19 protein-coding genes and 1 tRNA gene are annotated in these 18,677 nt (G+C 57.4%); 5 read left to right on the top strand and 15 right to left on the bottom strand.

The window, feature by feature from the left end; all coding sequences use genetic code 11:
• Nucleotides 1–44: 44 nt before the first annotated feature.
• Together scpC and AC3GOJ_RS03840 are read right to left on the bottom strand one after the other, a co-directional pair.
• Complete coding sequence (scpC, locus tag AC3GOJ_RS03835; RefSeq protein WP_488236147.1) at nt 45–1,556, bottom strand: succinyl-CoA:acetate CoA-transferase ScpC; 1,512 nt, start codon at nt 1,554–1,556, stop codon at nt 45–47.
• A 156-nt stretch (nt 1,557–1,712) separates the two neighbouring features.
• Nucleotides 1,713–1,786: transfer RNA gene (locus AC3GOJ_RS03840), tRNA-Gly, on the bottom strand.
• Nucleotides 1,787–1,874: 88 nt separating this feature from the next.
• Between AC3GOJ_RS03840 and AC3GOJ_RS03845 the strand changes: the two genes are divergently transcribed.
• Entirely contained in the window at nt 1,875–2,474 is a 600-nt protein-coding gene (locus tag AC3GOJ_RS03845) for a hypothetical protein (RefSeq protein WP_488236148.1), read from the top strand.
• A 13-nt stretch (nt 2,475–2,487) separates the two neighbouring features.
• On the opposite strand, the gene AC3GOJ_RS03850 is transcribed toward AC3GOJ_RS03845, so the two are convergent.
• The 5 genes from AC3GOJ_RS03850 to AC3GOJ_RS03870 are packed head-to-tail and all read right to left on the bottom strand — an operon-like array spanning nt 2,488 to nt 6,120.
• Entirely contained in the window at nt 2,488–3,858 is a 1,371-nt protein-coding gene (locus tag AC3GOJ_RS03850; protein WP_488236149.1) for an ATP-binding protein, read from the bottom strand.
• Nucleotides 3,855–4,511 carry a response regulator transcription factor gene (locus tag AC3GOJ_RS03855; RefSeq protein ID WP_488236150.1) on the bottom strand — a complete coding sequence of 219 codons (657 nt, stop codon included), beginning with the start codon at nt 4,509–4,511 and terminating at the stop codon, nt 3,855–3,857. The genes AC3GOJ_RS03850 and AC3GOJ_RS03855 overlap by 4 nt, the downstream gene beginning before the upstream one ends.
• A 37-nt stretch (nt 4,512–4,548) precedes the next feature.
• Nucleotides 4,549–5,199, bottom strand: coding sequence for a cytochrome b/b6 domain-containing protein (locus AC3GOJ_RS03860; protein ID WP_488236151.1), 651 nt, complete (start codon nt 5,197–5,199; stop codon nt 4,549–4,551).
• A gap of 7 nt (nt 5,200–5,206) precedes the next feature.
• Nucleotides 5,207–5,677, bottom strand: coding sequence for a hypothetical protein (locus AC3GOJ_RS03865; protein ID WP_488236152.1), 471 nt, complete (start codon nt 5,675–5,677; stop codon nt 5,207–5,209).
• Between the two features lie 11 nt (nt 5,678–5,688).
• Nucleotides 5,689–6,120, bottom strand: coding sequence for a DUF1924 domain-containing protein (locus AC3GOJ_RS03870; RefSeq protein ID WP_488236153.1), 432 nt, complete (start codon nt 6,118–6,120; stop codon nt 5,689–5,691).
• A 94-nt stretch (nt 6,121–6,214) separates the two neighbouring features.
• On the opposite strand from AC3GOJ_RS03870, the gene AC3GOJ_RS03875 reads away from it, so the two are divergent.
• Nucleotides 6,215–6,778 carry a lipocalin family protein gene (locus AC3GOJ_RS03875; protein WP_488236154.1) on the top strand — a complete coding sequence of 188 codons (564 nt, stop codon included), beginning with the start codon at nt 6,215–6,217 and terminating at the stop codon, nt 6,776–6,778.
• 10 nt (nt 6,779–6,788) lie between these two features.
• Here the strand turns inward: AC3GOJ_RS03875 and AC3GOJ_RS03880 are convergent, their stop codons facing one another.
• Both AC3GOJ_RS03880 and AC3GOJ_RS03885 read right to left on the bottom strand, forming a co-directional pair.
• Nucleotides 6,789–8,354 carry a cryptochrome/photolyase family protein gene (locus AC3GOJ_RS03880; RefSeq protein ID WP_488236155.1) on the bottom strand — a complete coding sequence of 522 codons (1,566 nt, stop codon included), beginning with the start codon at nt 8,352–8,354 and terminating at the stop codon, nt 6,789–6,791.
• Between the two features lie 19 nt (nt 8,355–8,373).
• Nucleotides 8,374–8,934 (bottom strand): flavin reductase family protein, encoded by a 561-nt coding sequence (locus tag AC3GOJ_RS03885; protein WP_488236156.1) that lies wholly within the window; start codon nt 8,932–8,934, stop codon nt 8,374–8,376.
• Between the two features lie 72 nt (nt 8,935–9,006).
• Between AC3GOJ_RS03885 and mutY the strand changes: the two genes are divergently transcribed.
• The gene (gene mutY, locus AC3GOJ_RS03890; protein ID WP_488236157.1) at nt 9,007–10,047 is read left to right on the top strand and encodes an A/G-specific adenine glycosylase; all 1,041 of its coding nucleotides are present in this window, start codon (nt 9,007–9,009) and stop codon (nt 10,045–10,047) included.
• 10 nt (nt 10,048–10,057) lie between these two features.
• Here mutY and AC3GOJ_RS03895 read toward each other — a convergent pair whose 3' ends face one another.
• From AC3GOJ_RS03895 to rapZ, 4 genes are read right to left on the bottom strand one after another with little or no spacing between them, the layout of a single operon-like run.
• Nucleotides 10,058–10,684 carry a flavin prenyltransferase UbiX gene (locus AC3GOJ_RS03895; RefSeq protein WP_488236219.1) on the bottom strand — a complete coding sequence of 209 codons (627 nt, stop codon included), beginning with the start codon at nt 10,682–10,684 and terminating at the stop codon, nt 10,058–10,060.
• A gap of 44 nt (nt 10,685–10,728) precedes the next feature.
• Nucleotides 10,729–11,268: a Gx transporter family protein gene (locus AC3GOJ_RS03900; protein ID WP_488236158.1), complete on the bottom strand. Its 540-nt coding sequence runs from the start codon at nt 11,266–11,268 to the stop codon at nt 10,729–10,731.
• Nucleotides 11,268–11,672: a NusG domain II-containing protein gene (locus tag AC3GOJ_RS03905; protein ID WP_488236159.1), complete on the bottom strand. Its 405-nt coding sequence runs from the start codon at nt 11,670–11,672 to the stop codon at nt 11,268–11,270. Before AC3GOJ_RS03905 ends, AC3GOJ_RS03900 begins: the two co-directional genes overlap by 1 nt.
• The gene (gene rapZ, locus AC3GOJ_RS03910; protein ID WP_488236160.1) at nt 11,611–12,495 is read right to left on the bottom strand and encodes an RNase adapter RapZ; all 885 of its coding nucleotides are present in this window, start codon (nt 12,493–12,495) and stop codon (nt 11,611–11,613) included. The genes AC3GOJ_RS03905 and rapZ overlap by 62 nt, the downstream gene beginning before the upstream one ends.
• A 78-nt stretch (nt 12,496–12,573) precedes the next feature.
• On the opposite strand from rapZ, the gene AC3GOJ_RS03915 reads away from it, so the two are divergent.
• Nucleotides 12,574–13,749, top strand: coding sequence for a M20 aminoacylase family protein (locus AC3GOJ_RS03915; RefSeq protein WP_488236161.1), 1,176 nt, complete (start codon nt 12,574–12,576; stop codon nt 13,747–13,749).
• Between the two features lie 9 nt (nt 13,750–13,758).
• Here AC3GOJ_RS03915 and rfaH read toward each other — a convergent pair whose 3' ends face one another.
• Nucleotides 13,759–14,250 (bottom strand): transcription/translation regulatory transformer protein RfaH, encoded by a 492-nt coding sequence (gene rfaH, locus AC3GOJ_RS03920; protein WP_488236162.1) that lies wholly within the window; start codon nt 14,248–14,250, stop codon nt 13,759–13,761.
• A gap of 225 nt (nt 14,251–14,475) precedes the next feature.
• On the opposite strand from rfaH, the gene metH reads away from it, so the two are divergent.
• Nucleotides 14,476–18,195 (top strand): methionine synthase, encoded by a 3,720-nt coding sequence (gene metH, locus AC3GOJ_RS03925; RefSeq protein ID WP_488236163.1) that lies wholly within the window; start codon nt 14,476–14,478, stop codon nt 18,193–18,195.
• Between the two features lie 37 nt (nt 18,196–18,232).
• Here the strand turns inward: metH and AC3GOJ_RS03930 are convergent, their stop codons facing one another.
• A complete protein-coding gene (locus AC3GOJ_RS03930) occupies nt 18,233–18,586 on the bottom strand; it encodes a DUF1840 domain-containing protein (RefSeq protein WP_488236164.1) in 354 nt (117 codons plus the stop codon).
• Nucleotides 18,587–18,677: the final 91 nt, after the last annotated feature.

Raw genomic sequence — 18,677 nt, forward strand, 5'->3', positions numbered from 1 at the left:
TTCTAGCATCCGGAACCTCCTCTCGGCAGCTCCCAGCGGCTGGTTTACATGTGACCGGTCTGCAAATAGCGCAGGTGCCAGCTAAAGGCATCTTCGAGCAGGTGCGGCGTTTGCTTGCCCGGTGCGTAATGCACGCCACGGCGGAAGTATTCCTTAAGCGCCGGACGGAAATCCGGATGCGCACAGCGATCAATAATGACCTTGGCCCGTTGCTTGGGCGAGAGTCCGCGTAAATCGGCCAATCCCTGTTCGGTGACAATGACCTGGACATCGTGTTCGGTGTGGTCGGTATGTGACACCATCGGTACGATGGCAGAGATCGCCCCTCCCTTGGCGGTCGACGGTGTCATGAAAATCGACAGGAAGGCGTTGCGGGCAAAATCGCCCGAGCCGCCAATCCCATTCATGATGCCACTGCCCATGATGTGCGTGGAGTTCACGTTGCCGAAAATATCGGCTTCGATCAGACCGTTCATGGCGATCACGCCGAGGCGACGAATCACTTCCGGATGGTTGCTGATTTCCTGCGGACGCAGGATGATGCGGCTCTTGTACTGGGGCAGATCGGCCATCAGCGTTTCCAACGCATCCGGGCTCAAAGAGAAGGCAGTTGCTGAGACCATGTCCAGCTTGCCTTCCTGAATCATCTTAAGCATACCGTCCTGCAGGACCTCGGTGTAAGAGGTTAACCCTTCAAAGCGGCTATTACTCAACTCATCCAGTACGGCATTCGCGATATTGCCGACGCCGGATTGCAGCGGCAGCAGATTCGCTGGCAAGCGGCCTTTTTTGACCTCGTGCTCCAGAAATTCCATGATGTGACCAGCAATGGCGCGTGAGCTGGCATCGGGTGGTGAGAAAGGCGAGTTACGATCCGGGGCATCGGTTTCGACCACCGCCACCACTTTGTTCGGATCACAGCGCAAGTATTGCTCACCAATACGGTCACCCACCTGCACCAGCGGAATCGGTTGGCGGTTGGGAGGCAGCTCGGTACCGTAATAGATGTCGTGCATCCCTTCCAGTTCCGGGCTTTGCCATGAATTCACTTCCAGAATGACCTGATCCGCGAGATCAATCCAGGTTTTGTTATTACCGACGGAGGAAGAAGGAATCAGGCTACCGTCTTCCCGGATGCCGGCCACTTCGATCACCGCAGTATTCAGTTTGCCCAGGAAGCCAAACCAGACCAGCTGTGCGACATGCGACAGATGCATGTCGATATATTCCATTTCGCCAGCATTGATCCGCTTACGCGAGATCGGGTCCGACTGATAGGGTAAACGCAGATCCACCGCATCGACCATGGCCAAGGCCCCATCCAGCTCGGGCGCCGTCGAGGCCCCGGTCCAGAGGCCGACCTTGAAGTCGTCACCCATCAGGTGGGCGTCCATAATCCGTTTGGCCAGCGCGGCAGGCACCTGCTTCGGATAACCTGAACCGGTAAAACCGCTCATCCCGATGTTGGCGTGGTTGGGAATCAGCTTGGCAGCCTCTTCGGCAGACATGATTTTGCTGCGCAGCTGCGCGTTTTTGATACGGCTTGAATCGGGCATTACAGTCTCAGGCTATTGGCATAATTAATGCGATGCAATATCGCATTTTTTCCGAGCAATGTCAGCCTTAATATTTGTTTTTGCTGGTTTATTTTAGTGCAACACTTTCACAATTCGTACATTGTGCTGCACCATGTCATATCGTCGCCTTGATTTTGGAGCGGGCAAAGGGAATCGAACCCTCCTCATAAGCTTGGGAAGCTTAGGTAATGCCACTATACGATGCCCGCTTATTCCAAACGCTTCTATTGTAATCGATATCGGTTATGTCGACGTACCCATGGTCTGACATAAAATGAGGTCTGTTTAAGGGTGCCGATGGATTCAATCAGATCACTGCAGAAGATTGTCAACGCCAGCTTGATGCCCTATCTATTCGGGTTTGTCGGCTGGCTGTTGATGTGGCATCTGCAAACACAAATGCCCGGACTCGATTACGCGCTGGGTGTATCGCTGATATTCCTTCCAGCGGGTATCCGGACATTGGCGGTTCTGATTTTTGGCTTACGCGGTGCAGTTGGGGTATTTGTCGGTGCCGTGTTCTCAACCATTGAGTATCTTGGCCATATACCGACGATGGATCTAGCCAATGTTGTACTTATTGCGGCCATTTCGGCGTTCTCCGCCTATCTGATGATGCAGGTCGTGTGCTGGTGGCGTCAAATCGGTATCGATCTCGAGGAGCTGACCTTCGGAGATGTGATGACAATCGTGTTCAGCCAGGGACTCCTGTCGGCAACGCTGCACCAGCTCGTCTACAGAAATCATGAGATAGATGGCATTTATGCAGATCACAGCTGGGCAGAGAGCTTTCGTCTCTGGGCGGCAATGGCGGTGGGCGATATCATTGGGTCGATGATCCTCATGCTGAGTGCGGTTACACTCGTCAACCTTGTACGACGCACAGTCCGTATGTGAGGCGGTTTGAGGATCAAATGGCAGGTGCCGCAGGTAAATCCAAGCGGACGCAGAGCCCATAGCCACCGGCCCCATCGGTGAGTGTGAGCGTGGCCCGATGCAGTTCGGCGATCCGCAAGGCAATCGATAAGCCCAGGCCCGAACCCGGTGCCTCGCTGCCGGCCAGACGGGTAAATCGCCCCAGAACACGATCACGCTCATGTGCCGGAATGCCCGGCCCCTGATCGGTGACTTGCAGACAGACCTCTTTGCCGTGCTGTCGGATCGTGACGGCTACGACGGTGCCGGCGGGCGAATAACGTACGGCGTTATCCACCAGATTGCGTAAGAGCACGGCCAGTAGCGTGGGGTCGCCCTTGATCCAGGCAGTCGCGCCTTCGTCGAGCATGCACTCGACATTTTTATCCAGTGCTTGCGGCGTGATCTCGGCGATCACATCCACGGCAATTCGCCGCAAGTCGCACACGACAAAGCCTCCCGCCAGGCTGACGCTATCCAGACGGGCCAATGTCAGTAATTGACCCAGCAGGTGCGTGGCCCGGTCACTGGCGCGCATCACGAGTGCCAAGGCATGTTCGCGTTCAGCGATGTCCGTAGCGGCAATGGCTACTTGTGCATGTGTGCGGATCGCGGCGAGCGGTGTCCGGATTTCATGCGCGGCATCGGCAGTAAAGCGGCGTTCCTGTTCAATCGAAGCGGCAACCCGGTGTAATAGCCGATTGGTCTGCTCGATAATCGGGTGCAGCTCACTGGGAACTTCGCCAAGATCAATCGGATCCAGTCGCTCCGGGGAGCGTTGGCCGATAAACATGGCCAGGCGACGCAGGGGCAGAAAGCGGTGCCGCATCAGGATGACCAGACCCATCGCCAGCAACGGTAAGGCGACAGCGAGCGGGGTTAGTAAATGCTTGGCCAGTTCTGAGCCGATGGCATGGCGCGCCTCGAGCGTTTCAGCCACCAGAATCAGGTGGTGATGTCGGGCATCACGCAGGCTGTAGACGCGCCAACTCCGGTTATCGATCCGGCGATCGGAAAATCCTTTGACTTGTTCAGTCAGAAGATTTTGGGGGGCGCTGGTTGAACGTGCTATTAGTTTGCCCTTGTCCGTCCAGATCTGAAAGGCCACCTTACGGGCATAGCGGTGCGATGGCAATTCTTCCGGGATTTCAGTGGATCCATCGCTACTCAGGACTGCAAGCAGCGCAGCCGTTTGAGCAAGGTGCGCATCAAAAAGTTCATCGCCTTCGGAGACGGCCTCACGCCATGCCACAACACTGAGCCCGATCCAGATCACCGCAACCAGACTGAGCGTGCCACCCAGTAGCTGCAGTTGCAGGCTACCGGATCGAGCGTGAGCGCGTTGCCACCAGCGTTTCAAGGTCATTTGGGCATCAGGTAGCCGACACCACGCACGGTTTTGATGACCTCGGTCGCAGTTTTCTTGCGAAGGTGATGAACGTGGACTTCCAGTGCGTTGGATTCCACTTCTTCACCCCAAGGGTAAATTTTCGACTCCAGTTGCGCGCGGGTTAGTACTTTGCCGGCATTGAGCATCAACTCATGCAGGAGATCAAATTCGCGTGGAGAAAGCTCGACAACCCTGCTGTCATACCGTACTTCACGCGAAGCAGGATCCAGCGACAATAGACCAATCTGAATAATGGGTGCGGCAGCACCGGCGGCGCGGCGAATCAGCGCACGCAAGCGTGCGGCCAGCTCACCCAGGTCGCAGGGCTTGATCATGTAGTCATCGGCACCGGAATCGAGGCCGGCAATCACGTCCTGGGCCGTGTCGCGTGCGGTTAAAACCAGTACGGGTAGCTTCTGCTCATTGGCGCGGACACGGCGTAAGACTTCAATACCGTCGAGTCGGGGTAAGCCGAGATCCAGCACAACGGCGTTAAAGGATTCGTGGGCCAGGGTCTGCCAGGCGGCTTCGCCATCTTTCACCCACTCCGGATGAAAGCCTGCCTGTCGCAGGCCTGTCTGCAGCCCTTCGCCCAGCATCGGGTCGTCTTCAACAATCAGAATGCGCATGTGCTGCTCCTGTTATTCGGAGGTGTGATTCGTCTGCTTATGGCAACAGACCGGGCAAGCGTCCGGTGAGCAGGACCCACAGAAAAGCGGCGAGCACCAGAATCAGTAGCATACCAATGATCCACTGCGGATAGCGGATCGCATCGGCCGGCTGGCCTTGTTTGCGACCATTGACCATGGCGCGTACCAGGTTCTCGCGGTGTAGCAGGCTGGATGCCAGTACACCGAGCACATGCATGCCAATGACCACAAGCAGGCCGTTGACGATACCTTCATGGACTTCCCCAATCCAGTCCCCGTAGTCATTAAAGCTGGCCCAGCCGGTGAATACTGTGAGGCCCCCGAGGCTGAGGATGGCGATGATTGCCCAGGCCCCGGCGGGGTTGTGGCCGACATAATGCGAGGGATGGCGTGTTAGAAGCGTACGTAGGTAATGCATGACTGCTTTGGGGCCACGGACAAAGTCCGTAAACCGCGCGTGTCGGGTGCCGATGATGCCCCAGCAGAGTCGGAACAGCAGCAGAAAACCGAAGGCATAGCCTGCCGACACATGCCAAAGCTGCCAGCGCTCTGATTCGCTGGTCAGATACGCCACGACAAAACAAAAAACCAGCAGCCAGTGAAATAATCGGGTGGGGATATCCCAGACCAGAATGGGTGACAGAGGCTTCTGATTCGTTTCTACCATCTGGGCGTCACTGGGCACGACGCCACCCAACCGGTGTTTTCAGGGTGCGCTCACTATAGTTACCGCCGGCGGCTTGGGTGTGGCACTGGGTACAGTCGCTGAATTTCTTGCCTTTGGGAGGCACACTGCCGTGCTCCTTTACAAACCAGCGGGTCAGCGTCAGACGTGCTGTCGGATCAGTGGGTGCCAGCTTGTCTTTCCAGGCAGCATTGTTAACGAGATAAGACAGAATCGTCCGGCTGGCCGGTGCATCGATGCTGGCATCGGTGCCGTAATGCTGTTTGAGTCCGTTAATCTGGGTTTCCCATCCGGCCTGTGTCATGCGTTGCGCCGGATAGGGCACGTGACAGCTGCCGCATTCTTCGCTGTAATAAGCCGGATAAGGGCCGTAGTCATGGTCTCCAGCGAACGAACCCGTCGGTACGCCGGAGAATAGTCCTGCCGCAAAAATCATACTGAATAGGCTTTTGAAGTTCATGAGTGAGTCTTTCAGGGTTTAGTGCTTAACAGATAGGTCAGCAGATTACCTTTTTCTTCCGGCGTACATTCACGTTTAAGCACATCATTGCAATTACGCTTGAACCATTTGTTAACCTTCGCGGCATCAGTAAAGCGTTCCGGATTGGTATTCGGCGATAAGGGCTGGATCAGCTTGCTCGTGACGGCATGCTTACCGATAGCCGTCGGGTTATCCGTATGGCAACTGGAGCAGCTCCAGTCACCACCGTGTGTCTGTTTGTAGAAACTTTCACCGGCTTTAACCGAAAAGCCTTTGAACGCCGGATTCTGCGCTTTGGCTTCCTGGGTATACCCCTCCAGAAAGCTTTGCGGGGTGGCGGCATGGCTTGTGGCGCTCAAAACCGTTAACAATACCGCGCCGCTCAGTATGCCAATAGACTTCAAGAAATTTGGTATCTGCATGCGAGTCACTCCATAATGAATGAATACATTTTGCCTGATGCACATTATGGATTACTTAATTGTCCGCATCGTTAACAGGGATATAGACCGCCCCATGAGACACGAACACCGTTACCTATTCGCGCTACTCGGCCTCTACTTCTGGATGGCGTCATCCGTGCAGGCGCAAGCCTCGTCGTCGGCATTGCCCACCGTCAGCAACGTGGTTCTGGATCGCTATGCTGGCCGCTGGTACGAGGTCGCCCGCTTGCCGATGTGGTTCGAGCGCAAGTGCATCGGTGATGTGAGTGCGACCTACACGGTGCGGGCCGACCAACGGATAGATGTCCTGAATCGTTGCCGCACTGAGACAGGTGTTATCTCTGCACAGGGGATTGCCGAGATACCGGACCCCGCATACCCCGGCCAGCTCCGGGTTCGCTTTGCGCCGGACTGGCTGAGCTGGTTGCCGGTAGTCTGGGGGGATTACTGGATCATTGATCTTGATCCCCAATACCGTTGGGTGCTGGTGGGCGCACCGAGTCGTGATTACCTGTGGATTCTCTCCCGCACGCCGCGTCTGGATGTGCAGGTGGTCACTGCCCTGAAGCAGAAAGCGGCAACGCTAGGGTTTTCGGTGGATACCATGATTGCAGTTGAAAACACGGAAACCGAGTAATGAATGGGCGCTAGATGGCGTCGAGTTGTTCCAAACGCACCGCAGCCCACTCGCGGATCGCCGCTTTCTCGTTATCGGCCATTCGATCAAGGTTTTTGTACGGCATGGCCATGCGCGCGTTTTGACGCAGTAGCACCTCGTGACGCATCAGAAAATCCCAGTACAGCGTGGTGAAAGGGCAGGCCTGTGGGCCGGTACGAATCTCCGGCCGATAAATACACCCTTTGCAGTAGTTGCTCATGCGTTTAATGTACGCGCCCGACGCAATATAGGGCTTGCTAGTCATACGCCCGCCCAGAGCGAACAATGCCATGCCCAGCGTGTTGGGTTCTTCCACCCAGGCAACGGCATCTACATAAACGGCCAGATACCAGTCGCCGACCGCGCGCGGTGTCAGTCCAGCCAGCAGCGCAAAGTTACCGGTGACCATCAGGCGCTGAATATGATGCGCGTAACCATGTGCCAGGGTTTGCCCAATCGCCGCTTTCAGGCAGTTTGCGTGCGTATGACCAGACCAGAACCACTTTGGTAAGGGGCGTTGCGCATCCAGCGCATTAAAGGTCGGCCACTGTGCCGGGTAACGCCAATAAATGCCGCGCACAAATTCGCGCCAACCCAGAATCTGACGGATAAAGCCTTCGACCGCGGCCAGCGGTGCTTGGCCGTTGTGATAGGCGGCCTCGGCACGTTCAATCACCGTGCGCGGATCCAGCAACTTCAGATTCATCGCGGCTGAAAGCAGCGAGTGCCAGAGAAAAGGCTCGCCCTGCCACATGGCATCCTGCCATTGTCCGAACAGAGGAAGCCGATGCGCAATGAAATCATCCAATGCATGCAACGCATCCTCTGGTGTAACGGGCCAGTTGAAATGATCGAGCGATCCCGGATGGTCTGGAAAAAAAGCGGCGACATCCGCACAGGCTTGTTGTGTCAGCTCGTCAGGCGAAAAAAGCCCGGGGCTTGGCACCGGTGGTGGTCCGCCGGCACCAAAACCGGCGCGGTTTTCGGCATCGAAGTTCCATTGACCACCTACGGGTTGGCCATCCTGCATCAGATAACCCGTGCGCTGACGCATCCAGCGATAAAAAAACTCCATGCGCAGACAATCTCGCCCTGCCTTGTCGCTACGCGCGGCCCAGGCCTCGAAATCCGGAATGGTGCAAAGGAAATGCGTATCGGGCCAGATTTCCAGCCGCCGTTTCAGGTGTCGCGCACAATCCCGCAATGCGTCGGCCACGCGGACATCGCCAGGCTCTAGGAGGCATAAGCACTCAATCTCGGGATGCTCAGTCAAGAACGTGCTGATGGCCTCTGACAATGATCGGGCGGCATGTTCACCGATCCGTCGGTAGGCCAGCCGTCGGCCTGCGGCCTGCTGGCGCTGCGCAAAATGACGCATCGCCGAAAAAAAGAGCGCGGTACGGGCTTTATGGCTCCAGACATGCGTGGCTTCGTCCGGTGCCTCGACCATTAAGACCCAATCTTCAGGAGTTGCTTGAGACAGAAGGGGATGTGGGTCTGGGTGTAGCTGATCGCCGAGGACCAGAAATAGACGTGCTTTGGCGGCCTGTGTCATATGTGCACAGACCCAGTGCTTATAGCCCTGAGATTGCCGTCAGCGCAGCATAGTCGCCATCATGAAACACCAGCGGTCGTGGAAGAGGATCGGCCGCAAAGCGTCGCACTTTGGCCAGGTAGAGCCGGTGGTCGCCGCCATCCAGCTGCTGGAAGTTATCCACTTCAAACCAGGCGCAACAACCGGCCAGTAAAGGCACCCCCGCCAGGCCAGGTGCCCAGGTCACCTGATCAAAAGGCCGCTCCAGCGATGCCGCGAACAAATTAGATACGTCAGCCTGTGATTGCGACAGCACGTTGATGGCGTAAGCGCTTGTCGTATCGAAAATGCCCAGATGTCGGGAACTCAGTTGCAGGCTCCAGACCACCAGTGCCGGATCCAGCGACACGGTGTTGAAAGAGCTGATCGTTAGTCCGATCGCCAGACCATCCGCGTCCAATGCCGTGACGACGGCAACGCCGGTCGGGAATCGCCCAAGCGCGGTGCGCAGATCGCGCTGCGCATCACCTGTCGAGGACATCGGCTCGAAAGGAAAGGGTTCGGGGTTGTCAGTCACAGGGGACCGCGTGAGTCGGGTCATGCCGATTTGGATGCAATACGTTAGGATGGGCGCAGATTATACCGCTCACCCTGTTCTCTACGGCATCACCTCATGACCACTGCCACCGGCCTCAAAAAATTTGCGCCCACCCTCATTCGCTGGCAGAAGCAGCACGGTCGGCACGACCTGCCCTGGCAAAACACGACAGATCCCTACCGGATATGGCTGTCGGAAATTATGTTGCAGCAAACGCAAGTGCAAACAGTCATTCCCTATTACACCCGATTTCTGCAACGTTTTCCGACGGTATCGGATCTGGCGGCAGCATCGCTCGAGACAGTGCTCGAACTCTGGGCTGGCCTGGGGTATTACGCCCGGGCCCGCAATCTGCATGCCTGTGCCCGTACGGTCGTTGCTGAGCGTCAGGGGCGGTTTCCCGAGACCGCAACAGCGCTTGCCTCGCTGCCCGGCATCGGACGTTCTACCGCGGCCGCCATCAGCGCTTTTGCCTTTGGGCAGCGCGCGGCGATTCTGGATGGAAACGTCAAGCGGGTATTCTGCCGGGTGTTCGGCATTGAGGGGGTGCCAACGACGACCACCGTGGATCGGCAGCTGTGGGAACTGGCCGATACACTGTTGCCGAAAAAGGAGGTAGCCGCCTACACACAAGGCTTGATGGATCTCGGTGCCACCTGTTGTACTCGTGCTAAGGCGCAATGTTCGATTTGCCCGATGCGCACCTTCTGTATCGCATTACAGACGGATCGGGTGCAAGCCCTACCCCATCGTAAAACGCGACCAACGCTGCCTGTGCGTACCTCGCACGTCTGGCTCATTCGTGACGATACACACGTCTGGCTGGAGCGCCGTCAGGCCTGTGGCATCTGGGGGGGATTGCTCAGCCTGCCGGACGCCGAGAGCGTCGCGCTCCCGCGTAACGCCGAACAACGGGGTACGGTTCAGGTTCGTCACAAGTTCACGCATTTTGAACTGCAGGCCGAGGTGACGCGTTATCAAATCGCGTCTACAGCATCACCCACCGCTCAAAACCGGCATCGCGCACTTGAGCCCTACCCGTTGGCTGAAGCAGAAACACTGGCCCTGCCCACGCCCTGGCGAAAACTACTGGCAACAGAACCGACAACAAGCTGATCGATGGTGTTTAAACCTCACCGCCCCAGCGCTTCGCGAGGCTATGAGTTATCCGTAGCTGGTCCAGAATACGGGCCACCACAAAGTCCACCATGTCAGCCACGCTTTGTGGATGTTCATAGAAACCCGGTGACGGCGGTACGATCACGGCACCGGCTTTTGCCAGGCGCAGCATGTTCTCAAGATGAATCACCGAAAAAGGTGTTTCGCGCGGCACCATGATCAGGGTACGCCGCTCCTTCAGCACGACATCAGCAGCCCGCTCAATCAGGTTGTCGGCCAGGCCGGCGGCAATACTGGCCAGGGTACCCATCGAACAAGGGCAGACCACCATCGCATCGGGCGGGTTGGATCCGGAAGCTACGGGCGAGAACCAGGCGTCCCGACCGTAAACGCGCAAGTTTCCCGGCCGGCCGGGAAACTGGGCAAGCAGCAAGGCATTGGCCTCGTCGGGTGATGACGGCAAACGCAACGACAATTCCTGCTGCGCGACAACTTGTGCTGCTTGCGAATAGATCAGCTCCACGGTGACACCCGCACTCAACAGGCAGTCCAGGAGGCGTAGGCCATAGGGTAAGCCGGAGGCACCCGTCCAGGCCAGGCAAACGCGGCGAGGTCGGGGAGGTGTGCTGGGCATCGTTTCAGGAAGATTCATCGAATCAGTCATGTTGCGCTTGGGTTTCATTGGGGATCCGGGTATGGATCATTATTCGTTGCAGGCTGCATCAGCCAGGCAACGATCAGTCCGTTCAGCGTACCAAAAAACAAGGCGGCGCCCAAGAACACGGGTGCCAGAGCCCAGACACCGGGGCTGGGTACCAGCCAGAGACGGACTATGCCGAGCTGGGCCAGCATGTGTGCGAGCGCAGCCAGAATCGATAGCGTTACCGGCCCAAACCCGCTTGAGGGACTGTGGACCAAGGGGCGTAAGGCCCACAGCACAGCGAGTGAAGCGACGGCCCCGCCCAGCGACAGGATAAAGCCCGGCGCCAGAAACTGGCCGACCAGCAGACTCACCGCCAGCACACGGAGTATGGTCACCCAGGCAGCGGTTGCCCAGTCATAACGCAATAACACCAGTAGGGTGATGATGTTGGCCAAGCCGGGTTTTACACCGGGGAGTGGGCTGGGAACGGCCGATTCCACCAGGGCAATGGCAATCGCCGCTGCCGTCAGGCGGGCGATGCGGTGATCATCGGCTGTGAGCGTTAAGGTGCGCATCAGTAAGCCATCGACTCATAGGTCGGCTGACCGCCGGTGAGCGTCAGACTGATGTGATTGGGGGCGCACAGCGCCATTTCGCCGGGCCGGGTTAGCCATCCTTGTTTCACACAGTATTGACGGGGCCCGGGATCGCTCATGACACGAGCCCGACCTGATTCAATACGAATCACGGTCGGCCCAAGGGCGCCGTCAACCGACACCGTGCGAGGTTCATTTAATGCATAGGCGGCAATCAGCTGCCCATCCCGGCGCACCTGCGCCTGCGCTGCAGGTCCTGATTGCCATAACGACACCGAGAGGGTGATCCAGCCGACAATACCGACCAGCAACACCAGCACATCACCGGGCCGCAGCAGATTTCTCAGTAGCAGCGGGTGTGGGTGTCTGCGGAGACTGTTCACGATGGCGTACCAGAACATCGGGCCGGTCGGCGAATTGCGTTGCCAGCCACTCGGTCATCCAGACTGAGCGGTGCTGGCCACCGGTACAACCGATGGCAACCGTGAGGTAGGAGCGATTATCGTGGCCGTACTTGGGCAACCAGTCCTTAACAAAGCGGGCGATATCTTCGCGTAACTTCAGTGCATCCGGTTGCGATTCGAGAAAAGCGGCGACAGGGACATCACGACCGGTTAATGGCCGTAATGCAGGGTCGTAATGCGGATTTGGCAAACAGCGAACGTCAAACATCAGATCGGCATCGCGTGGTACCCCATGTTTAAAGCCAAAAGATTCAAACACCAGTGTCAGCCCATCCTGGCTGTCGACTTTGAGAAAGTCCCGGATCCAGGCGCGCAGGATCGCTGGTTTTAAATGGCTTGTATCTAGCCGGTGGCCCCTTTCGGCAATGGGCTCGAGTAGCGCCCTTTCGTGGCGGAGTGCCTCAGCAAGCGTTAGGGTCTCGCTAGTGAGTGGGTGGGCCCGCCGTGTTTCGGAAAAGCGCTGTAATAGTGTTTCATCATCGGCATCCAGGAAGAGCACGCTGACATGAGCGTCACGGCGCAGATCTTCCAGTGCTTTGGGCAGTGCTTCCAGCGACGGGCCGCTGCGCACATCGACAGCAACGCCGACACGCGTATAACCATCCCGTTGCAAATGGCCCACCAGTACCGGCAGCATATCGGCCGGCAGATTGTCGACACAGTAATACCCGGCGTCTTCCAAGACAGCCAGCGCGATGGATTTTCCGGAGCCCGATAGGCCGCTGATGACGACAAGTTCCATGATGGTTTCAGTATAGCTGGGGAATGCGCCATAATGGTGACAGACGATTAAACACAGAGGCCATGCCTCAGGTGCGCTATGACATTGCATGTAACTTTGCTTGACCTGCCTTTCCTGGCGGAAATTACCGCCATCCGTCGCGACATCCACGCCCATCCGGAACTGGCCTTTGAAGAAAGCCGTACGGCTGATGTGGTTGCCCGGACACTGGAAAGCTACGGGGTCGAGGTGCATCGCGGCCTGGCCGGTACCGGCGTCGTGGGTGTCATCAAAGGCACACGTGGCAACAGCGACCGCATGATCGGCCTGCGTGCCGACATGGATGCATTGCCCATGCCGGAACTTAATGAGTTTCCGCATCGTTCACGGCATGCCGGCAAAATGCATGCCTGTGGCCACGATGGTCATACCGCCATGTTGCTAGGGGCGGCACGCTATTTGTCCGAACACCGAGATTTCGATGGCACAGCCGTCCTGATTTTCCAGCCGGCCGAAGAGGGTGAAGGCGGTGCACGTGTCATGATCGAGCAGGGGCTCTTCAGGCAGTTTCCGGTTGAAGCGGTGTTCGGGCTGCACAACTGGCCTGGTCTGCCGGTGGGGCAAATGGCCATCATGCCTGGCCCGGTTATGGCGGGCACCTGTGGCCTGGAAATTCTGATCCGCGGTCATGGTTGTCATGCCGCCATGCCGCACCAGGGCGTGGACACTATTCTGGTCGGTACCCAGATCATTCAGGCGTTGCAAACTATCGTTTCACGCAATCTGCATCCCTGTGATGCCGGTGTGGTTTCGGTCACCCAGTTTCATGCGGGTGACGCCTGGAACGTGATTCCGGAAGATGCCGTGCTGCGTGGCACGATCCGGACCTTCAAACCGGAAGTCCAGCAACTGGCGGAGCGTCGCATCCAGGAAATCTGCACGGGCATTGCCGCGACCTTCGGTGCCCAGGTCGAAGTCCGTTTCGAGCAGCGTTACCCGCCGACTGTTAATAGCCCCGCGGAAGCACGTTTCTGTCAAGAAACTGCTGCGACGCTGATTGGGGAAACCCAGGTCATCACCGACGAGCTGCCCTCGATGGGCGCCGAGGACTTTGCCTACATGCTGCTGGAAAAACCCGGCTGTTATGTGTGGCTGGGCAATGGTCCGGGCGAAGGCGGTTGCACACTGCATAATCCGCACTACGACTTCAATGATGACATTACGGCGCTGGGGATTTCCTATTGGGTGGCGCTGACCCGCCGTTTCCTGGGGTAAAACTCAAGTCTAGTAGCGGGCTGTCCGTAGATCCGCCGTTGACACGGATACTCGCTGCTGCTTTTGCATAAACTCCAGCAGGACGAAGCTGCGTTGCTCGCCATCGGCGATCTCAAAGACGCCCTCCAAGCCAACCAGGGGCCCGCTCACTACCTGCACGCTGTCGCCAGTCTCGAACAGGGTTTTCTTCACTTCTTGCGTACGCTCCCGGATACCTTCGATCACGGCCTCGGAGACCGTGGCATAGGCCAGCCCGAAGCGCACCATACCGGCAATGCCGAGGGTGGAACGGATCGGCCCCCAGTTGTCGTTACCTTCTTCCAGGTGCAGGAACAGGTATCGCGGAAAGAGGGGCTCTAGTTTCTTGAGCAATTTGCCGCGTTGCAGGCGTTCCACCTCCATGAGCGGCAAATAGGTCTCATAGCCCTGGCGCAATAGATTCTCTAACGCCCGCGCTTCATTACGGGGTTTACTCTGAACCAGGTACCAGGTGCGTGCCATAGTGATGCATTTTAACCATAGTTGTTTTTAACGCGCCAAGCCATTGATTTACTTGACGCACAAGCCTCAGACCCGTATTGTCACGGCTTGGATATTTCCACGCGCCGATTTGAGCTCCTCAGCTTGCGGGCGCGCTACCAAATACTGCTAAAGCGATGGGATATCGAACACCCGCCGCTTGCAGCCCCGCTGACCGGCGGGTTTGTTTTTTTAAGATGAATGGCCATGACTGCACCACAATCCGCACCACAGCCCGATCGCACTGAAGAGATTCTGTCCCACCTGAAAGAGCGCGTCCTCGTGCTGGATGGCGCCATGGGGACCATGATTCAGCGGCATAGCCTGACCGAAGCCGACTTCCGTGGCGCGCGTTTTGCGGATCATCCGCATGATCTCAAGGGTAATAATGATTTGCTGCTTTTAACCCGGCCAGATGTGATTCAGGGCATTCATGAGCAATATCTGGCGGCAGGCGCCGATATTATTGAAACCAACACCTTCAACGCCACACGCCTATCGCAATCCGACTACAAGCTTGAAGACATTGTCTACGAGCTCAACGTGGCTGGCGCCGCCTTGGCGCGCGCTGCATGTGACAAATACACCGCCCAGAACCCCGCGAAGCCACGTCTGGTCGCCGGCGTCATCGGCCCGACCTCGCGCACGGGTTCGATCTCACCCGATGTGAATGATCCAGGGGCTCGGAATGTCACCTTTGATGAACTGGTCAGCAACTACGTCGAGGCAACGAATGGCCTGATCGATGGGGGCGCCGACATCATACTCATCGAGACCGTGTTCGATACGCTGAATGCCAAAGCCGCCGTGATGGCGGTTGAGCAGGTTTTCACCGCACGCGGCCGCCGCTGGCCGATCATGATTTCGGGCACCATCACCGACGCCTCCGGTCGTACGCTCTCCGGGCAAACGGCGGAAGCCTTCTGGACATCGCTGGCGCATGCACGCCCGATCTCGATGGGCTTGAACTGCGCACTGGGCGCCAAGGAACTCCGTCCACACGTTGAAACACTTGCCCGCATCTGCCCGACGTACACCTCGGCACACCCGAACGCCGGCCTACCGAATGCCTTTGGCGGCTACGATGAAACACCGGCGATGCTGGCCGAAGACATCCGCGAATGGGCCGTTCACGGCCTGGTCAATATCGTGGGCGGTTGCTGTGGCACCACGCCGGATCATATCTGCGCGATCGCCAATGCAGTCGCCGGTATCAAACCCCGCCAGCCGGCCGTTGTCCCACATCGTCTACGTCTATCTGGACTAGAACTCTGCGAAATCGGTCCGGAGTCTTTCTTTGTGAACGTGGGGGAACGCACCAATGTGACGGGTTCGCGTGCCTTCGCCAAGATGATTCTCGAAAGTCGTTTTGATGACGCGCTGGCAGTCGCCCGTCAGCAGGTTGAAAACGGCGCCCAGATCATCGACATCAACATGGATGAAGCCATGTTGGATTCGGAAGCCGCCATGGTGCGCTTCCTGAATTTGATTGCCTCCGAGCCGGATATCTCGCGCGTGCCGCTCATGATCGATTCGTCGAAGTGGTCAGTGATTGAAGCTGGTCTGAAGTGCATTCAGGGCAAAGGAATCGTTAACTCGATTTCCATGAAGGAAGGCGAAGCCGAATTTCTACGCCAGGCCAATCTAGCACGCCAGTATGGCGCAGCTGTGATCGTGATGGCCTTTGACGAAAAGGGTCAGGCCGACACCTTTGCGCGCAAGGTCGAGATCTGCGAACGCGCCTACAAGCTGCTCGTCGCCAACGGCTTCCCACCTGAAGACATCATCTTCGATCCGAACATCTTTGCCATTGCCACGGGTATTCCCGAGCATGATGGCTACGCGGTCGACTTCATCGAGGCCGTGCGCTGGATCAAAGCACATCTGCCGCATGCCCACATCTCGGGCGGCGTTTCCAACGTCTCGTTCTCGTTCCGCGGTAACGATCCGGTACGCGAAGCGATTCACACGGTATTTCTCTATCACGCCATCCAGGCGGGCATGACGATGGGCATCGTCAACGCCGGTCAGCTCGGGGTCTATGATGAGATTGAGCCCGACTTGCGTGCCAAGGTTGAAGACGTGGTGCTCAATAAACACGCCGGCGCCGGCGATGCGCTGGTGGAGTTTGCCCAGAGTGTGAAGGGTACCGCCAAGGAAAAGGTCGAAGATCTGGCCTGGCGCAGCTGGCCGGTTGATGAGCGCCTGAGCCATGCCATGGTCAAGGGCATTACCGACTACGTCGTAGCCGATACCGAAGAATGCCGTGCCGCACTGGCTGCCGATGGTAAGCCGCCACTGGCCGTGATCGAGGGCCCCCTCATGGCGGGCATGAACACCGTCGGCGATCTGTTTGGCGCCGGCAAGATGTTCCTACCGCAGGTGGTGAAATCTGCCCGCGTCATGAAGCAGGCTGTTGCGCACCTGGTGCCGTTTATTGAAGAAGAGAAAGCACGTACCGGTGCCGCCGCCAAGGGCAAGATCGTCATCGCCACGGTTAAGGGCGATGTGCACGACATCGGCAAAAACATTGTGGCTGTCGTACTCGGTTGTAATGGCTATGAAGTGGTTGATCTCGGCGTCATGGTGCCGTGTGACCAGATTCTGAAAGCAGCGATTGAACACGAAGCCCAAGTCATTGGTCTTTCCGGTCTGATTACCCCCTCGCTGGAAGAAATGACCCATATCGCCCATGAGATGACGCGTCAGGGTTTCGACATTCCGCTGATGATCGGTGGTGCGACTACCAGCCGGGCGCATACCGCGATCAAGATTGCACCGAACTACGACCACCCGGTGGTCTACGTGCCGGATGCCTCGCGCGCTGTGGGCGTGGTGTCAAATCTGCTGTCTTCGGATCTTGAGAAATCGGCCAACTATCGCGCCGAGCTTGCCGCTGACTATGAAAAAGTACGCCAGCAGCATGCCAACAAGAAGGGCGTGACGCTCGTTCCGATTGAAACCGCGCAGGCCAACGCTTTTGATGCTTTCGCCGGTGAATACGCCGACTACCAACCGGTTGCACCTCAATATACCGGTGTTCAGGTGGTAACACCGGCACTGGATGCGCTGGTGCCGTATATCGATTGGAGCCCTTTCTTCCAGACCTGGGATCTGACGGGTTCATTCCCGGCCATTCTGGATGACAAGGTGGTCGGCGAAACCGCCCGACAGGTCTACGCCGATGCGCAAATGATGCTCGCGCAGATTGTGGCCGAAAAATGGCTTCAACCACGAGGCGTATTCGGCCTGTTTCCGGCCAATCGCGTTGGAGACGACATCGAAATCTATACCGATGAATCGCGTCAGCACACCGGGATGATCTGGCACAACCTGCGTCAGCAGCAGGAGCGACCGGCGGGCAAACCCAACTGGTGCCTTGCAGATTTCATTGCCGAGAAAAAACCAAGTGGCACCACGGCTGACTGGATTGGGGGTTTTGCGGTTTCCTGTGGCGAAGGCATTGAGTCTCACGTAAAGCGCTTTGAAGCCGCGCACGATGATTACCGCAGCATCATGCTCAAGTCTCTGGCCGATCGCCTGGCCGAAGCCTTTGCCGAATGGTTGCACCGTGAGGTGCGCATGAGGTATTGGGGCTATGCCGCCGATGAGCAACTGGATAATGCCGCGTTGATCAAAGAAGCTTATCGAGGCATCCGTCCGGCACCCGGTTACCCGGCTTGCCCGGATCATCTGGCCAAACGGGGTCTGTTTGAACTGCTGGAAGTGCCCAAACTTACTGGCATGACGCTGACCGAATCCTGCGCCATGTGGCCAGCCGCATCCGTGTCCGGATTCTACCTGGCACACCCTGCGGCACGTTATTTTGCGGTAGGCAAAATTGATACCGATCAGCTGGAAGACTGGGCACGGCGCAACGGCCTGGCCGTCAGTGAAGCACAGCGCTGGCTGGCACCCAATCTATAGCATTTGCGATGAGTGAAGCCACCTGCGGGTGGCTTCGTCATTTTTGCGCGGGGAAATCCTTAGGCGCTTCCCACACGATCTCTTTCTTTTCTCGCTGTGCCTGCGCCAGCATCTTGATAAAGGGCTGTGCGCGGACTGAGAGTCCGATTAGTTCATGGGGTTCAATGCCGATATCCGGTATGGGGAGCGATTCCTGAGCACTCCGACCTTCCTTGTGGTGTTTCTCCTGTTCCGTCATGGCCAGAAGATGGGAGAGGGCCGGTGCCATTTCTGCAACCGTAATGACGCCGCGCTGGGTGGGTGATTTCCCCACCACTTTAAGCAGGGCGCGAGCCACATCGTCAAACATGAGCAAATTCGCAGTGGCCTGCGAGGTAAAGCGAACGAGCATGATGCCTCCCGGTGACTCAGCGTCTTGTTCTAGGTTGATATCGGGTTATTCCCGATTTCTTGTGCTCCTTTATAATACGCTTACACCCCTA

The sequence above is a fragment of the Fluviibacter sp. genome (assembly GCF_057744235.1).

Bases quoted from the DNA above. Each gene is read 5' to 3' on its own strand.
- scpC (WP_488236147.1), bottom strand. From the start codon at position 1,556: ATGCCCGATTCAAGCCGTATCAAAAACGCGCAGCTGCGCAGCAAAATC.
- AC3GOJ_RS03845 (WP_488236148.1), top strand. From the start codon at position 1,875: ATGGATTCAATCAGATCACTGCAGAAGATTGTCAACGCCAGCTTGATG.
- AC3GOJ_RS03850 (WP_488236149.1), bottom strand. From the start codon at position 3,858: ATGACCTTGAAACGCTGGTGGCAACGCGCTCACGCTCGATCCGGTAGC.
- AC3GOJ_RS03855 (WP_488236150.1), bottom strand. From the start codon at position 4,511: ATGCGCATTCTGATTGTTGAAGACGACCCGATGCTGGGCGAAGGGCTG.
- AC3GOJ_RS03860 (WP_488236151.1), bottom strand. From the start codon at position 5,199: ATGGTAGAAACGAATCAGAAGCCTCTGTCACCCATTCTGGTCTGGGAT.
- AC3GOJ_RS03865 (WP_488236152.1), bottom strand. From the start codon at position 5,677: ATGAACTTCAAAAGCCTATTCAGTATGATTTTTGCGGCAGGACTATTC.
- AC3GOJ_RS03870 (WP_488236153.1), bottom strand. From the start codon at position 6,120: ATGCAGATACCAAATTTCTTGAAGTCTATTGGCATACTGAGCGGCGCG.
- AC3GOJ_RS03875 (WP_488236154.1), top strand. From the start codon at position 6,215: ATGAGACACGAACACCGTTACCTATTCGCGCTACTCGGCCTCTACTTC.
- AC3GOJ_RS03880 (WP_488236155.1), bottom strand. From the start codon at position 8,354: ATGACACAGGCCGCCAAAGCACGTCTATTTCTGGTCCTCGGCGATCAG.
- AC3GOJ_RS03885 (WP_488236156.1), bottom strand. From the start codon at position 8,934: ATGACCCGACTCACGCGGTCCCCTGTGACTGACAACCCCGAACCCTTT.
- mutY (WP_488236157.1), top strand. From the start codon at position 9,007: ATGACCACTGCCACCGGCCTCAAAAAATTTGCGCCCACCCTCATTCGC.
- AC3GOJ_RS03895 (WP_488236219.1), bottom strand. From the start codon at position 10,684: ATGCCCAGCACACCTCCCCGACCTCGCCGCGTTTGCCTGGCCTGGACG.
- AC3GOJ_RS03900 (WP_488236158.1), bottom strand. From the start codon at position 11,268: ATGCGCACCTTAACGCTCACAGCCGATGATCACCGCATCGCCCGCCTG.
- rapZ (WP_488236160.1), bottom strand. From the start codon at position 12,495: ATGGAACTTGTCGTCATCAGCGGCCTATCGGGCTCCGGAAAATCCATC.
- AC3GOJ_RS03915 (WP_488236161.1), top strand. From the start codon at position 12,574: ATGACATTGCATGTAACTTTGCTTGACCTGCCTTTCCTGGCGGAAATT.
- rfaH (WP_488236162.1), bottom strand. From the start codon at position 14,250: ATGGCACGCACCTGGTACCTGGTTCAGAGTAAACCCCGTAATGAAGCG.
- metH (WP_488236163.1), top strand. From the start codon at position 14,476: ATGACTGCACCACAATCCGCACCACAGCCCGATCGCACTGAAGAGATT.
- AC3GOJ_RS03930 (WP_488236164.1), bottom strand. From the start codon at position 18,586: ATGCTCGTTCGCTTTACCTCGCAGGCCACTGCGAATTTGCTCATGTTT.